The 13,682-nt window shown below is 59.5% G+C and carries 14 protein-coding genes; 5 read left to right on the top strand and 9 right to left on the bottom strand.

Annotated features, from left to right (window positions below; translation table 11 throughout):
• Positions 1 to 137: 137 nt before the first annotated feature.
• The 3 genes from murJ to K1X75_03725 are packed head-to-tail and all read right to left on the bottom strand — an operon-like array spanning position 138 to position 3,751.
• Entirely contained in the window at positions 138 to 1,742 is a 1,605-nt protein-coding gene (gene murJ, locus K1X75_03735) for a murein biosynthesis integral membrane protein MurJ (protein MBX7057153.1), read from the bottom strand.
• Positions 1,743 to 1,792: 50 nt separating this feature from the next.
• Entirely contained in the window at positions 1,793 to 2,782 is a 990-nt protein-coding gene (locus tag K1X75_03730) for an STAS domain-containing protein (GenBank protein ID MBX7057152.1), read from the bottom strand.
• A 6-nt stretch (positions 2,783 to 2,788) separates the two neighbouring features.
• On the bottom strand, positions 2,789 to 3,751 hold the full coding sequence (locus K1X75_03725; protein ID MBX7057151.1) for a hypothetical protein: 963 nt from the start codon (positions 3,749 to 3,751) through the stop codon (positions 2,789 to 2,791).
• Positions 3,752 to 3,875: 124 nt separating this feature from the next.
• Here K1X75_03725 and K1X75_03720 point away from each other — a divergent pair, with 124 nt between their 5' ends.
• Positions 3,876 to 4,856 carry an ATP phosphoribosyltransferase regulatory subunit gene (locus K1X75_03720; protein MBX7057150.1) on the top strand — a complete coding sequence of 327 codons (981 nt, stop codon included), beginning with the start codon at positions 3,876 to 3,878 and terminating at the stop codon, positions 4,854 to 4,856.
• On the top strand, positions 4,853 to 6,124 hold the full coding sequence (locus K1X75_03715; GenBank protein MBX7057149.1) for an adenylosuccinate synthase: 1,272 nt from the start codon (positions 4,853 to 4,855) through the stop codon (positions 6,122 to 6,124). Before K1X75_03720 ends, K1X75_03715 begins: the two co-directional genes overlap by 4 nt.
• Here the strand turns inward: K1X75_03715 and K1X75_03710 are convergent.
• Genes K1X75_03710 through ndk form a run of 3 tightly spaced genes read right to left on the bottom strand, consistent with a single transcriptional unit; the run spans position 6,086 to position 8,270 of the window.
• Positions 6,086 to 6,901 (bottom strand): hypothetical protein, encoded by an 816-nt coding sequence (locus K1X75_03710; protein MBX7057148.1) that lies wholly within the window; start codon positions 6,899 to 6,901, stop codon positions 6,086 to 6,088. The two genes, K1X75_03715 and K1X75_03710, sit on opposite strands and share 39 nt — an antisense overlap.
• Complete coding sequence (locus K1X75_03705) at positions 6,901 to 7,857, bottom strand: polyprenyl synthetase family protein (GenBank protein ID MBX7057147.1); 957 nt, start codon at positions 7,855 to 7,857, stop codon at positions 6,901 to 6,903. Before K1X75_03705 ends, K1X75_03710 begins: the two co-directional genes overlap by 1 nt.
• Positions 7,854 to 8,270 carry a nucleoside-diphosphate kinase gene (gene ndk, locus K1X75_03700; GenBank protein ID MBX7057146.1) on the bottom strand — a complete coding sequence of 139 codons (417 nt, stop codon included), beginning with the start codon at positions 8,268 to 8,270 and terminating at the stop codon, positions 7,854 to 7,856. The genes K1X75_03705 and ndk overlap by 4 nt, the downstream gene beginning before the upstream one ends.
• Before the next feature lie 109 nt (positions 8,271 to 8,379).
• Here ndk and K1X75_03695 point away from each other — a divergent pair, with 109 nt between their 5' ends.
• Positions 8,380 to 9,693, top strand: a complete 1,314-nt coding sequence (locus tag K1X75_03695; GenBank protein MBX7057145.1) for a hypothetical protein — start codon at positions 8,380 to 8,382, stop codon at positions 9,691 to 9,693.
• Between the two features lie 56 nt (positions 9,694 to 9,749).
• Here the strand turns inward: K1X75_03695 and K1X75_03690 are convergent, their stop codons facing one another.
• From K1X75_03690 to ychF, 3 genes are read right to left on the bottom strand one after another with little or no spacing between them, the layout of a single operon-like run.
• On the bottom strand, positions 9,750 to 10,265 hold the full coding sequence (locus K1X75_03690) for a DUF2752 domain-containing protein (protein MBX7057144.1): 516 nt from the start codon (positions 10,263 to 10,265) through the stop codon (positions 9,750 to 9,752).
• On the bottom strand, positions 10,255 to 10,800 hold the full coding sequence (locus tag K1X75_03685) for a gamma carbonic anhydrase family protein (GenBank protein ID MBX7057143.1): 546 nt from the start codon (positions 10,798 to 10,800) through the stop codon (positions 10,255 to 10,257). Before K1X75_03685 ends, K1X75_03690 begins: the two co-directional genes overlap by 11 nt.
• Before the next feature lie 35 nt (positions 10,801 to 10,835).
• Entirely contained in the window at positions 10,836 to 11,930 is a 1,095-nt protein-coding gene (gene ychF, locus K1X75_03680; protein MBX7057142.1) for a redox-regulated ATPase YchF, read from the bottom strand.
• 148 nt (positions 11,931 to 12,078) lie between these two features.
• Here ychF and K1X75_03675 point away from each other — a divergent pair, with 148 nt between their 5' ends.
• Positions 12,079 to 13,041 (top strand): MBL fold metallo-hydrolase, encoded by a 963-nt coding sequence (locus K1X75_03675; protein MBX7057141.1) that lies wholly within the window; start codon positions 12,079 to 12,081, stop codon positions 13,039 to 13,041.
• 246 nt (positions 13,042 to 13,287) lie between these two features.
• Positions 13,288 to 13,662, top strand: a complete 375-nt coding sequence (locus K1X75_03670) for a signal peptidase I (GenBank protein MBX7057140.1) — start codon at positions 13,288 to 13,290, stop codon at positions 13,660 to 13,662.
• Positions 13,663 to 13,682 lie beyond the last annotated feature (20 nt).

Here is a 13,682-nt window from a genome sequence, read left to right as displayed (position 1 = left end):
GTTGCCCTGTGATTGGAGCTTCGACGAATCAGCAGCGCTGGCGGATAGAGGCACAGAACAATCCGGGGGAAGATTCCGGAATCAATGAACGCAGAAGCGACGGGGCCGTCAAGTCCGCAGATGAAATCAAAGCGTTGCTAGCCCTTCTTTCGCCGGCGCAAGAGGCCGGTAAAGACCCGGATCTCCTTCAGCTGTAACAGCCAGCTGGCCAGCAGATAAGCCAGCCCGCCGCAAAGCGCCGAAGCCGCAAATACAGCGAGACCTTCGTAGCGGGGACCATTGACGCCGCCGCCAAAGCGAGCGGCAAACCATAGAGAAAGGTCGCGGATTTGGTCGATAGCCAGCTCCCGCACGGCGTAGACTGCAACCGCAAATAGCAGCCAGCAAAGAGCCGCTCGCCACAGGAAGGACAACAAGTCGCGACCGCCGGCGACAACCTGGCGGCGACGCAAGATGATGCTCAAAGTCGCCGTATTGGCCATCGAAGAAAGCGCAGAACTCAGAGCAATCCCGCCCTGCTGCAAATGCGGCGTAAGCAGCAGGTTGAGCGCCAGATTCAGCGCTACCGTGCCAAAGAGGATGCGCACTGGCGTGCGCGTATCCTGTCGTGCATAGAAGGCCGCCGTCAGAATCTTATTGGCGCTAAAGAAGGGAATGCCCAGTACGTAGAACTGCAGTGCAAGCCACGCCGCCTGCGTGTCGCCCTGATTCCAGGCGCCGCCAAAGTAGATCAAATTGATGATCGGCGGACCAAGCAGAAACATCGCCAGAGCCGAGGGAACGGTAAGAAAGAGCGAAAAACTGAGAGCCCCCTGAATCTCCGCAGAGCTATCAACTGAGGCATCGCGCGCCCCACGCGCCAGCACTGGCAAGATGGCCGTAGAAAGAGCTACGCCGATCACGCCCGTAGGAAGCTGAATCAGATTCTGGGCGTAGCGCAGCGCCGAAAAGCCTCCAGAATCAGGCGGCATCAAATAGTGCGCAATAACTACGTCGGTCAACTGATTCAACTGAAAGAAACTGGCGCCCAGAGCAGCCGGCGCCATCAGCGTAAAAATCCGCTTTAGAGCCGGATCGCTCAGGGCGAGACGCATCGCCGGCCAGTCGCCGCAAGCAGAGACATAGCCCGCCTGCAATAAGAACTGCAAGCCGCCGCCGCACAGCGTAATCCAGGCCAGGCGACGGACCTTATCCTCCAGCGGGAGCGACAGGGTCCGCAGGTAGAGAAATCCTGCAATGAAGACAATATTCAAGAGTATCGGCGAGAGCGCCGGCGCCGAAAATCGTCCGTGAGCATTGGAGATTCCAGCAAGCACTGCAGTGAGCGAGGCCGTCAGCAAGAAGGGAAACATTACTTGCGAAAGGTAAACTGTCAGTTCGCCGCTGGCGCCGGGCTTATTGGTTAGCAGCGGAATAATCAGCGGCATCGCTACGATGCCTGCGGCGCAAAAAATGGCCAGTAAAAAGAACAGAAAGACAAAGATCGCCCCGGCCGCCCGGCGGGCGCGCTCCGCTGACTCGACCAGCGCATCGGTATAGACCGGTACAAAGGCTTGCTGCAGCGATCCTTCCGCCAGCAAATTGCGCAACATGTTGGGCAGCTGATAGGCTACAAGCCAGGAATCAGATATGGCGCCGATGCCAAAGAGCGTTCCCTGAAAATGGTCGCGCACCACGCCCAGCAGACGTGATACCATCGTGAAAAAAGACAGCTTGAGCGAATTGCGCGCGGTACGACTCACGTCATCGTCGAGTGCGGATTGATTCCGTCGGAAGAAGCCAGTCCAGCAAATCAGGCCGGCGAGTCGAACTCATTTCCGCAGCTCGGGCAAAGATGCGGTCCGTTTCGGTAGGTGCGCAGTTCCTGAGCGCAAACCGGGCATTGCATCTGGCGGGGGCTGTCGTAAGCTAGCGTCGGTCGCCTGACGCCTGGTTCTGTTTTTCTGGCGACTGCCTGGCCCGACGACTGCAGTGCAATGGCCGCGGATCCAGCGCGAGGCCCGGATGCCGCCGCCATCGGCGGCCCGGCATCATCCAGTGCGATCCTCGCCGCCCCCTCAGGCGAAGCAGAAACCGACACAGCATCCGCTTCCGTACTACGGTTGTCGTGGTCGGCCGGCGCTCCGGCTTCGGGGATCACTGCCGGACTGACGTCATGCTCCGCTTCAGCAACGCCGCCGCGCAGCGGTTGTTGTTCCTGACGCTGCGCCTGCAGGACCGCTGCCCGCTGATTGTCCACCATGCTTGCCGCCGCCTTACGCGATACGGGTCGTCGATTTCTCGTAGAAAGCCGTTGTGCCTTGCTACTGGAACGCGAAACGGTCGGCGACGAAGCGGGCCAGCTCTCAAGCGCCTCGCGGTCGGGCTGAGCTTCGGCAAGGGGCGTGGCAGTCGCCTCGGCGCTCATCTCCAGACTCCAGCTGCCAGCTTCCATTTTGGCGCGCAACTCTGCCTCCGCGGCGGCCGCGTCTTTGAAGCGCGGCAAGACCTGGGCGAGGCCAAAAAAATCAAATAGCAAGGAAAGTTCGAGGGAAACTTCGCACAAAGCGACAGCACCCTGTAGGGTCTCCAGGCGTCGAACCAACTTGAGCAAGGCGGCAATTCCAGAGCTGGAGCAACCATCCAGCTGGGAGCAGCGCAAAACGAAAAAGCGATTTCCGCGTTGAATCAAGCGCTCCAGAGCCGCTTCAAAATCGGGCGCAGTCAGGCCATCCATGCGCCCGCGCAGTGCCAGCGTCACCACGCGCACGCCAGGACGTCGATCTGTTGCAAGATCCAGCATGGTCTTTCAGCGCGTCAGCGGATCCAGAGGAATTGCATCTAGAATTCGACTGCGAGGCGCGACCGACTGCGGCGACGCCGCGCTGCTTTGCGGCGGACTCTGCGCCGCCGGCGCTGCCACACTCTCGGGAACGAACTCCTCCAGCACTGCTTCGTTGTCTTCAACAGGCGGCCCAGCGCTTTGCGCTGGCGTCCGATCGGCGATCGCGCTGCTCGCCGGAGCTGCGCCATGAAAACTGACCAGCAATAGAAAAATAGTAAGCGCCGTCAAAATGAAGCACAGGGAAAGGCTGAGAATCAATGTGCGCACGCTATAGCGGCTCACGTTTTCCATAAAACGGTTGGCAGCGGTTGAGCGAGCAAACAAATGCACCGCGCCCGAGGGCGTCAGCTCCTCGTCGACCGGATAGACGGCGACAGATACATGATATTCACTGACGATCTTCTCGGGATAGACGCGCGCCAGCCACTCCCCCGCCGATGGCGAAAGCTTACGAACGGCATTGTAAATCGGCGCAGCGGCGGTAGGCTGCAGTTTCACCTCTCGAACGCGAAGCGGACTGCGCGCCGGAAGTTCCAGGGCGCTGGTATACTCGCTCTCGGAGTACTTGCGCTCCGAATCGCGGGCGACGCGCGCGATTTCATTGGCGGCCATCAGACTGCCATCGGCTCGCAGCATCAGCATTTCCGTCACCTGGAAGCTATCGTTGCGCTGCGCCGAAATGGATACAATTTCATTCATCACCGACGAGAGCTTCATGGCCATTTCGTCATCAAACTTCTCGCTGGCCATTTGCGAAACGGCGAGCGCCGCCTCCATGCCACGAGCGCGGGAAAGAGACTGCACTTCCCTGAGTCCGCTGGCGCCAAGTCGCAAGAGCGAATATCCGGCGACGGAAAGTATGCCGGCGCTGGCCGCCAGAGAGATCAGGATTCCGACAATCAGGCTGCGAAAGGTGTATGATTTCATTGCGATAGCTCCGCCTGTAGCGCTGCACTTTGATCATCGGCCCCCGCCGCGCCTGGCTTCAGCCTTTCCACAGGGCGCGGGTAAAGGACTTGCCACGGTCGTCGCAGGCCCAACACAGACATGGATGGCCGCCACTGAGGAGGAGCGCTTCCGCAACTGGATTCCGCATGGATTCGACTATCTTGATCCATCGGAAACGGCGCTGCGCCTGCAACTCTCGTCCGCCATGCGCGCCGTTTTTGCTGCCGCCGGCTATCTGGAAGTTGTCCCGCCGGCCTTCGACTTTGCGGCCACCTTTGAACTCACCGAACGCCACGGCATCTCGGCGCCCGCCTTTCGCACGCGCGGCGGCGAGGGCCAGATGCTGGCGCCGCGCGCCGACCTCACCGTGCAGGTGATCAAGGCCGTAGCCAGTGGACGACTTGCGGCCGCCAGCTGGCCCGCCCAGTTTTGTTACCTGCAATCCGTCTATCATGACGAACACTGGGGCCTCGGTCGCCGCCGCGAGTTGTTTCAGGCTGGCGTGGAGTGGATTGGCGAAAACCAGGCGGCGCCCTTGCGAAGCATACTGCAGCTGGCTCGCCGTTGTCTGGCTGAGGTTGGCGACGATCTGCGTATTATCTATGGCGATGCGCGCTTTCCAGGCCTGTTGCTGGAAGAATCGCCGCCGGCGTCGCGCGCTGCTCTGGCCTTTGCCTTTTACGCAAAGGATACCGCCGAGCTGCGTCGAATCTGCAGTCGACACAGCATCGAAGCGGGACTCGCCGCCCTGCTCTGTGAAACGCCGCTATGCTTTGGAGGGCCGGAAGCCCTGCAACATCTGGATCGCCTGACCGTCGGTCGTCCAAACCTGACTGCCGTACTGGATGAGGCGCGCGATCTGGAGAACGTAGTCTTTGACTTCAGCCTGGTGCGCACTCTGTCGTATTATACAGGGCCGGTGTTCGAGGGCTACGTTACGGGAAGCAAGGAGCGCATACTCAGCGGCGGCGTCTATGACTCCCTCTACCGGGAGTTTGCAGGCATCGACCGCAATGCCTGCGGCTTTGCCATCGAACTTGGCGCGCTGGCCCAGTCCATGGCTTACAAGGGAGTGATTCGATGAGCGCATCGCTGGTGGTCGGCGCCCAATGGGGCGACGAGGGCAAGGCCAAATTCATCGACTATTTGAGCGGCGAGATCGATTTGATTGTTCGCTACCAGGGCGGCGCCAATGCCGGACATACGGTTCTGGTCAATGGCGAGACCTATGTCTTTCACCTCATTCCCAGCGGCATTCTCTATCCCAAGGCGCTATGCGTCATCGGCAATGGCGTCGTGCTGGACCCCGACGCTTTCCTGCAAGAAGTAAGCTACCTCGAAGGCCGGGGCATTCAGGTGCGAGAACGCATGGCAATTTCCGACGCCTGCCACATCGTTCTGCCGCTCCATCGCGCCATCGACGGCTCCCGTGAAAGTCTGGCCGGCGAGCGAAAGATAGGTACGACCAAGCGCGGCATTGGCGTCTGCTATGGCGACAAGGTGACCCGCATCGGCTTGCGCATGGGCGATCTGCTCGATTCGCAGCGGCTGCGCGAGCGACTGGAAGCGATGCTGGAGGTCAAGAATCGGGAGCTGCGCGACATCCATGGGCTTCCCGAGGTAAAACTGGAGGAGAGTTACGATCAGCTGCTGGACTTCGGTCAGCAGGTTCGCGGGATGGTTTGCAACACTTCGCTATTTTTGAATCGCGAGCTGGAATCAGGCAAAACGGTATTGCTGGAAGGCGCACAGGGAACCGGCCTCGATATCGACTTTGGCACCTATCCTTACGTCACCTCCAGTAATACGACCACTGGCGGCGCCATTGCCGGCAGCGGCATTCGCTTTCAGTATCTTAAAGAAGTAATCGGCATATGCAAAGCCTACGTGACGCGCGTCGGCGAAGGGCCCTTCCCTACTGAGCTGGAGGGAGACGACGGCGAGCGTCTGCGCAAACTGGGCGGCGAATACGGCGCCACCACGGGCCGGCCGCGACGCTGCGGTTGGTTTGATGTTGAATTGGTGCGTCATGCAGCGCGCGTCAATGGCCTGACCGGTCTGGCTCTGACAAAAATCGATATTCTTTCCGCTTACGATGAAATTCGCATTGGCGAAAGCTACTGGCGCAGCGGCCAACAGCTGGAGGCTTTCCCCAGCGACGGTCGCCTGGACAATATTGAGGTGCGCTATAGCGTAATGCCTGGTTGGAAAACAGACATCAGCCGCGCCCGCAGGATTTCGGATTTGCCGGCCGCCTGCCGGGCTTACATCGACCGCCTGCAGGAACTCTGCCAGGTACATGTCCAGTTCATATCAGTGGGACCCGGCCGCGACGATACGATCGTTGCCTGAAGAACTATCCGCTGGCGCCGGCAGCGCAAGGTACAGGAACTCCTCTTCGTTGCCACTCTGCCCCTTCAATCGCGACGGGGCGCGACCGAGGATAAGGTAGCCCAGGCGCTCGGCTTGTTCCAGGACGCCGCAGATTGCGGCTTCACGCCGATGGGGGTCGCGCAGTACGCCATTTTCCAGCGCCCGCGAGTCCTCAAATTGCGGTTTGACCATGAACAAGCCGCTCCATTCGGCCATCGACCCTGCAGCCTGGCGTAAATGAACTACCGCTTGCAATGCACTGCGCATTGAAATGAAAGAAAGATCACAGACAATAAACAAACCAGGCATCACAGTCAAATCGTGATCCTGAAACAGGCCCGGTTCGAGATCGCGCACATGGGTGCGTTCTAAAACAACGACGCGGGAGTCGCTGCGCAGGTCATAGTCCAGAATCCCGTAAGCGACATCGACGGCGTACACCCGCCGCACGCCGTGCTCCAGCAGGCAGGCGCAGAAACCGCCGTGAGCCGCGCCCAGGTCAAGAGCCGCGCGCGCCGCAAGCGCCGGTCGAAAATCGGCGATGGCCCCTGCCAGTTTTTCGCCAGCCCGGCTGGGGTAGCGCCGCACTGGACGAACCTCGACGATTGCATCAGCGCGGGGGCGCACTCCGACGCGAGATTCCGTTTGGCCATCAACAAGGACGCGCCCTGCCAGGATCAAGGAGCGCGCTTCGGTTGTCGCATAGCCCAGGGCGACGACTCGCTCCAGCAGGGAGGGCTTGTTGGCGCCAGCCATCAGCGCTCACGCTGCAGAATAAACGAACAGAGCTCCGCCAAAAATGCGCGTGGATCGATCAACTGCTCAGAGTCCCAGGGCAGCGCCTGGGCCTGTGCAGCAAGAAGCAACTGAAGCTGTTCAGCTCGCTGCCGGGCGGCCTCCAGGCCAAGCAGCGCCGGATAGGTCAACTTTCCGCGCTCCTGATCTTTGCCGGCGCGCTTGCCCATGGCAGCGCTATCGCCGGTCCGGTCGAGCAGGTCGTCCGCTATTTGAAATAACAAGCCCAGCCCCTCGCCCAGCTGACGGTAGGGGGACGCATCCTGCGCTGCCAACAAGGCGCCAATCTCGCAGCTGGCCGCAATCAAGGCAGCCGTCTTCAGCTTATGAATTTTTTCCAGATCATCAAGGCTGCCGGCAGCCGCGCCATGATCTTCATTGGCCAGATCGAGAGCCTGTCCGCCGGCCATGCCCGCTGGACCGGCGGCGCGAGCCAGAATGATCGCCGATCGGCAGGCCAGCGCCGCCTCCTCTGGCGAAAATGCGCCAAGCAGCAATTCAAAGGCCATGGTATTCCAGGCATCGCCGGCCAGGATCGCCGCCCATTCGTTGAACTGGCGATGGCAGGTGGGTCGTCCGCGGCGCAAATCGTCGTCGTCCATAGCCGGCAGATCATCATGGATCAGCGAATAGGCGTGAATTGCCTCCAGAGCGGAAGCGGCGCCCAGTGCGCGCTGCCAGCAGCGCTGCGGAATTTCTGCCGTGGATTGCGGGGCGCCGTCAGCAAAACCGGCGCAGGCAAGTAGCAGCGCCGGACGTAGACGCTTTCCTGGCGAAAGCAGGCTGTAGGCCATAGGTTCAGTCAGAACAGCGGGGCTTTGCTTGCGGAGCGCGGGTAACACCGCTTCCTCCAGATACAGGTCTACCTGGCGAGCCAGAGCGGCAAGGCGCCGCTCCAGCGCGCCGGTCAATTTCAAGCCACCAGCTCCGAATTCTGGAACCAGAATGCAATTTCAATGGCCGCGTTTTCATCCGAATCGGAGCCGTGCACCGCATTGGCCTCTTTACTTTCGGCGTACAGTTTGCGAATTGTATTGGGCGCAGCCTGTGCTGGATCAGTGGCGCCAATCAGGGTGCGCCATTTCTCCACGGCCCTGGGAGCTTCGAGCGCGGCCACGAAGACCGGTCCGCTGGTCATAAAGCCGCAAAGCGATTCGTAGAAGGGCCGCTCCTTATGCACTGCGTAGAATTCCTGGGCCTGCTTCTTGCTCATGTGCAGGTATTTCAGACCGAGAATCTTAAAGCCCTCGTCCTCGATACGCGCGATAATTTTTCCAGCGTGTCGATTCCGTACGGCGTCCGGCTTGATAATAATCAGGGTTTTTTCCATATTGCGGTAACGAGCGGGGGGCCGCTTGTTGCGTCAAATAGATTCGACTGGCGCCGGCGAGCGATCGACCGCCAGCGCCCGGCGGCCCTGACACGGAAACGCGCCAGAGATGAAAATAACGCCCGATGTCATTCAGCTGGAGTCGCTGGAGGAACTGAACGGATTTGTAGCCGATCTGGAGCTCAATGGCCAATTTCAATTTGCACAGCCGGTGCTGGACAACAGTGAGAACGTACTCATTCGCGAGGGCATTGTTGTAAAGCCGGCAATGTTGCAGCGCCTGGAGAGCATGGCCGGGCAATACAAGCCGCACTTTCAGGTGAGTGTTACAAAGGAGCTGCTGCTGGCCATTCGCGCTCGCCTGGCGCCGGCCTTCTTCGATCAGTTGCGCGGACCGCGCGCCGAGTTTGTGCGCTGCCTTTTCGAGTACACTCGCCACAACTACCGCAACTACGTGAAGAATGCAATTCGTGATCCGCGGCTGCTGCTGGCCGTTTATCGACTGAGTCGCGAACGACCTGAATTCTTCGCCCACGCCGCGACGCTGGCGATGCTCAGCCTCGGCATACTGCTGCAAACCAATGCCCGCCGCCGAATGATTCATATCAAAGCCTTTCAGGCCGGCCTGACCGCCGACTTCGGCCTGGCCGAAAGCGATGAATGGCGGTCGCCGGCAGGCGACGTTGACGCTCAGCGCAAGCGAGCGCAACGATCGATCAAGAATCTGGCCGGCTTCGAACTTGGTCCGGAAATCATTCAGGCAATCCAGAACCACCCGATCGATATTCGATCGCCGCAAATTTCCAGCGTGCAGTTTGGCGCCGCGCCGGACGCAGCTCCGGATGTGAATTTCTTCGACGACCCGGCCAGCGACGGCGACGCGCCCGTAGAGAGTCCGGGGCCCCACGCTGACTTCGATGCAGTGAGCGCTGAGATCCTGACTGAGTGCTTGCGGCTGGCCAGATTCATCGATGATACGGCGCGTCAAATCAGCGACCTCGGTCACTTTGCCGAGGAGCTGGTCTACATGACCGCCTACAATGCAGCGCGCGGCTACTTTCACACCGATTTCATAGCGCCGCTGCTGCGCGTGTTTCAAGAATATGAAAGCGGCGCGCGGCGATTGATGAAGGTCGCCGAGATAGAGCAGCGCTGCAAACATCCGCCCAGCGCCTGGGCCTACCCCAAGCCGCGCGCCGCACAGATCCTCTGCCGCGATCACAGGGATGAATGCCCCTGGATCGTTCGCGGCTGGGATATTCACGTCATATCGCCGCACGACGCCTACGGATGGATTGGCGTTGATCTGCCAGCTGGAAATTACAGCAAGTGCCAGTTGAATGAAGAGCTGGAGAAGTTGCCGCCGCCCGCCGGAGCGCAGGCGGCCAGCGAAGCTGGCGCCTCAAACAAGAATTCAGCCTGAAGTGGATGCCGGTTTGCGGCGGACCGCATCGCATGCGGTCGAGTTTCAGCGGACGTTCAAGGTCCAGCTCGCTCCGCTGCAAAGGGCGAAAGATCAATCAACGCTGGATCGCTGGCAACGCGCGCAAATGGTCCGATCGACTCACGATCGACGGCAATCCACACGGCGCGAACCGTTCCCAGAATCAAGAATGCCGCCGTGTAGGCGGCGCCAACGCGCCGGATTGCCGCACGATGACGCAGGATCCATTGCGCCAGCGCTCGCCACAGCGCGCTCATTGCCAGCGCCGCGCCACATAGTGCTATGGGAATGCCAAAGGGATTGAAGTAAAGAGCCAGCGGCAGCTGACCATGCAACGTAGCGCTCACCGATCGAGTCAATCCACAGCCCGGACAGGGAATGCCGGTGAGATTGTAGAAGCTGCAGATTGAAAAGCCCAGTCCGTCAGGCGGCGCCGCTACAGCCAGGGCAATCATCAGCCACGCTCCGCCTTGCAGCCAGCGTAGATCTGATGGGAAACTGCGATCAAAGAGCGGCGCCCGGCGCAGCGGCTGCGGCAAATCAAAGCGCACCGGCGCTTACCACCAGGCCAAATCCATTCTGCAAGCGATAGCGATCGCGAAGCGCCCGATACTTGATGGCCGTACTCTCAATGAGCTGTCGTTCCGCTTCCGTAACTTCGCGAATCACCCTGGCCGGCGAGCCAAGGGCCAGCATCCCCGGCGGAACCTTCTTGCCCGGCGGCAACAGACTTCCCGCGCCAAGGAAGGCGTATTCGCCCAGTTCGCAGTCGTCCATCACAGTGGCCCCGATGCCCACAAAGGCAAAGTCCTTCAGCCGGCAACCATGCAGCGTAACGCGATGCCCCAGCGTACAATTGTCGCCCATCTGCAAATCGAATTTGCCGCCAGTCACGTGCAACATGCTGAGATCCTGGATGTTACAGTTGCGACCAATACGAATGGAGTGGACATCGCCGCGCAGGACGCATCCAAACCAGACTCCGCTACCTTCGCCAATCTCCACATCGCCAATCACCGCAGCATCCGGCGCAACAAAGACGTCTGCCGCCAGCTTTGGAACGCTATCGCCCAGCCGATAGATCATGACGACAGCCGGGACCCTCGCCGCCCCGCGGTCAATCAGACATTAAATCGGAAGTATATGATGTCGCCATCCTGTACGACGTATTCCTTTCCCTCCAGTCGCATCTTGCCTGCGTCGCGAGCGGCGGACAACGAACCGGCTGCCAGAAAATCATTGTAAGAGGTCGTCTCGGCGCGAATGAAGCCGCGCTGAATATCGGAGTGGATCTCGGCCGCTGCCTCTGGCGCCAGCGCGCCTTTTTGCACTGTCCAGGCGCGCACCTCCTCTTCGCCGGCGGTAAAAAAGGTGATCAGATCCAGCAGCTCGTAGGAAGTGCGAATCATCCGATTTAGTCCGGGCTCCTCCAGCCCCATGGACGCCAAATAATCGCGAGCATCGGACTCCTCCAGGCTGGCCACCTCTTCTTCGATGCGACCACAAATACGCACCACCGGCGCGCCCTCCTTACGAGCAAACTGTTCTACCAACTCGGTCAGTGCATTGCCTGAAGCGGCGCTACCTTCATCGACATTGGCAACATAGAGCGCTGGACGCGCCGTTAACATCTGGAATTGGCGAGCAAGCGCGGCCTCTTCTACGCTGAGCTCAACACTGCGCGCCGGTTGCTCGGCTTCCAACGCCGCCCTGATTTTGCGTCCCGTCTCCAGACCGGCGGCCGCCTCCTTATCCTGCCCGCGCGCCCGTTTCTCCAGACGATCCATCTGCTTCTCCAGCGAGTCCAGATCGGCGAGAATCAATTCAAGATTGATGATGCGAATGTCATCCAGCGGATTGATTCCGCCGCGAACGTGAATGATGTTTTCGTCTTCAAAGCACCGTACGACATGGGCCACGGCCTGCGTCTCGCGAATGTGAGCCAGGAATTTATTGCCAAGGCCTTCGCCCTTGCTGGCGCCCTCAACCAGTCCGGCAATATCTACGAACTCCGTATACGTGGGTACGATGCGCTTCGGTTTGACGCGCGCTGCGATTTCCAGCAGCCTCGAATCGGGAACATCGACGCGACCGACATTCGGTTCGATGGTACAAAATGGATAGTTTGCCGATTGCGCTCCGGCGCGCGTGATGGCGTTAAATATAGTCGACTTGCCAACGTTTGGCAGTCCGACGATCCCGCAGCGTAGCGACATGAAACCGACCCTGGCGTAAAGCGCCGAGAGAACCGTCTCCCGCAAACGGGCCAGGCTGCCAAGGAAATCCGGTCGGGCGCCCGGGCCGTGTATTCGCCAATCTGCGATTCTCTTGACGGGGACTGCACAAGGCTTTGCGCTGAACCCGATGAAGGTGCGCTTCTGGGGAGTCCGCGGTTCAATTGGTTCGCCGCTGCGCGGCGCCACTTTGCGGGACAAGGTCCGCCGCATCTTGAATTTCGCGACGCCAGGCGATGTGCTCGATGAGGCCGCTGTCGAACGCTACCTGGACAGCCTGCCCTTTTCGTTGCTGGAGACTTACGGCGGCAATACCACCTGTCTGGAGCTGCGCAGCAAGAACAATGATCTGATCATTATCGATGCCGGCACGGGACTGCGCGAACTGGGCAACCGAATGCTAATCGAAGACGGCTTTATGAAGGGCCAGGGTCGTTGCCACATGGTATTTACGCACAGTCACTGGGACCATATCCAGGGCCTTCCCTTCTTCGCCCCCTTTTACATTCCGGGGAATCATTTCACCATTCACGCCATTTCAGATCAAATCGAGGACCGCCTGCGCTACCAGTTCAGCGATCGCCATTTTCCAGTCAGCTGGGACTATATGCAGGCCACGCGCGAGTTTCGTCAGCATGATGAAACGGACGTCTGGTCGCTCTATGGGATTCAGATTAGCCAGAAAGCGGTCCGGCATCCGGGCGGTTCGTACTCGTACCGATTTGAAGAGGATGGCAAGGTGTTCGTCTTCGGCACTGACGCCGAGTTCAAACTCGACGATATGGACGGCATTGAGGACTACCTGCACTACTTCCAAGGCGCGGATGTTCTGGTATTTGATACTCAATATACATTTGAAGAACAACTACAGAAAATTGACTGGGGGCATAGTTCGGCCTCCATTGCCACGGATATTGCTCTCAAGGCCGGCGTTAAGAAGCTGGTCCTATTCCACCACGACCCCTCCTATGATGACGACAAGCTGGACGAGGTGTATCTGCGCGCGGTACGCTACAAGGAAATGATGGATCATGACCATGCTGCGAAGCTGGAGATCATCATGGCCTATGAGGGCCTCGAGCTGGATCTGTGAGCTCCCTGAGGCGCTGCACCAGAGCCCTGGTATGGCGCACAAGCCGCCTCGAACTGCAAGAATTGCCGGCTGGATCGCAGCGGTAGCAAGAATTCCCGGCGCTGTCATCGCTAGAAAGGGAATTCTTCTTGATCAGCGCCACGGGCGCCTTAACTTCCGTGGCGCGTCGCCTTCGGCGCACTCAACAAACAACAGGCCCGCACGGCCATGGTGCAGCGGGAATAAGGTAGGTATATGGAAGACGAAATGTCAGGAGCCGCAGCGAGCGGCATAGGCATCGGGATGATTATCTACTACATCGTCATTCTGGCGGTTGTAGTGCTGATGATCGTTTCTTACTGGAAGATCTTTGAAAAGGCTGGCAAGCCGGGCTGGGCAGTGCTGATCCCGATTTACAATCTCATTGTCATGCTTGAAATTATCGGCAAGCCACTGACCTGGATTTTGCTGGCAATCTGTCTGGGACCGATCTTCCAGATTCTCTACGCCATGGAACTGGCAGAGCGCTTTGGCCATGATCGCACCTACGGCATCATCTGGCTCTGGCTGCTTGGCGTCTACGGCATCCCGAAGCTGGCCTTCGGCGACGACAAATACACCGCTCCGGCCAATCCGGCCTGATTTTGTTTCGCAGCCGGTCT

Source organism: Leptospirales bacterium (assembly GCA_019694655.1).
GTDB lineage: Bacteria > Spirochaetota > Leptospiria > Leptospirales > Leptonemataceae > SSF53.
The sequence above is the reverse complement of the archived record's forward strand: the minus strand, read 5'-3'. Positions and strand labels throughout refer to the sequence as shown.

Coding starts and splice junctions, on each gene's coding strand:
- K1X75_03730 (MBX7057152.1), bottom strand. CDS start 2,782: ATGCTGGATCTTGCAACAGATCGACGTCCTGGCGTGCGCGTGGTGACG.
- K1X75_03725 (MBX7057151.1), bottom strand. CDS start 3,751: ATGAAATCATACACCTTTCGCAGCCTGATTGTCGGAATCCTGATCTCT.
- K1X75_03720 (MBX7057150.1), top strand. CDS start 3,876: ATGGCCGCCACTGAGGAGGAGCGCTTCCGCAACTGGATTCCGCATGGA.
- K1X75_03715 (MBX7057149.1), top strand. CDS start 4,853: ATGAGCGCATCGCTGGTGGTCGGCGCCCAATGGGGCGACGAGGGCAAG.
- K1X75_03710 (MBX7057148.1), bottom strand. CDS start 6,901: ATGGCTGGCGCCAACAAGCCCTCCCTGCTGGAGCGAGTCGTCGCCCTG.
- ndk (MBX7057146.1), bottom strand. CDS start 8,270: ATGGAAAAAACCCTGATTATTATCAAGCCGGACGCCGTACGGAATCGA.
- K1X75_03695 (MBX7057145.1), top strand. CDS start 8,380: ATGAAAATAACGCCCGATGTCATTCAGCTGGAGTCGCTGGAGGAACTG.
- K1X75_03685 (MBX7057143.1), bottom strand. CDS start 10,800: ATGATCTATCGGCTGGGCGATAGCGTTCCAAAGCTGGCGGCAGACGTC.
- ychF (MBX7057142.1), bottom strand. CDS start 11,930: ATGTCGCTACGCTGCGGGATCGTCGGACTGCCAAACGTTGGCAAGTCG.
- K1X75_03675 (MBX7057141.1), top strand. CDS start 12,079: ATGAAGGTGCGCTTCTGGGGAGTCCGCGGTTCAATTGGTTCGCCGCTG.
- K1X75_03670 (MBX7057140.1), top strand. CDS start 13,288: ATGTCAGGAGCCGCAGCGAGCGGCATAGGCATCGGGATGATTATCTAC.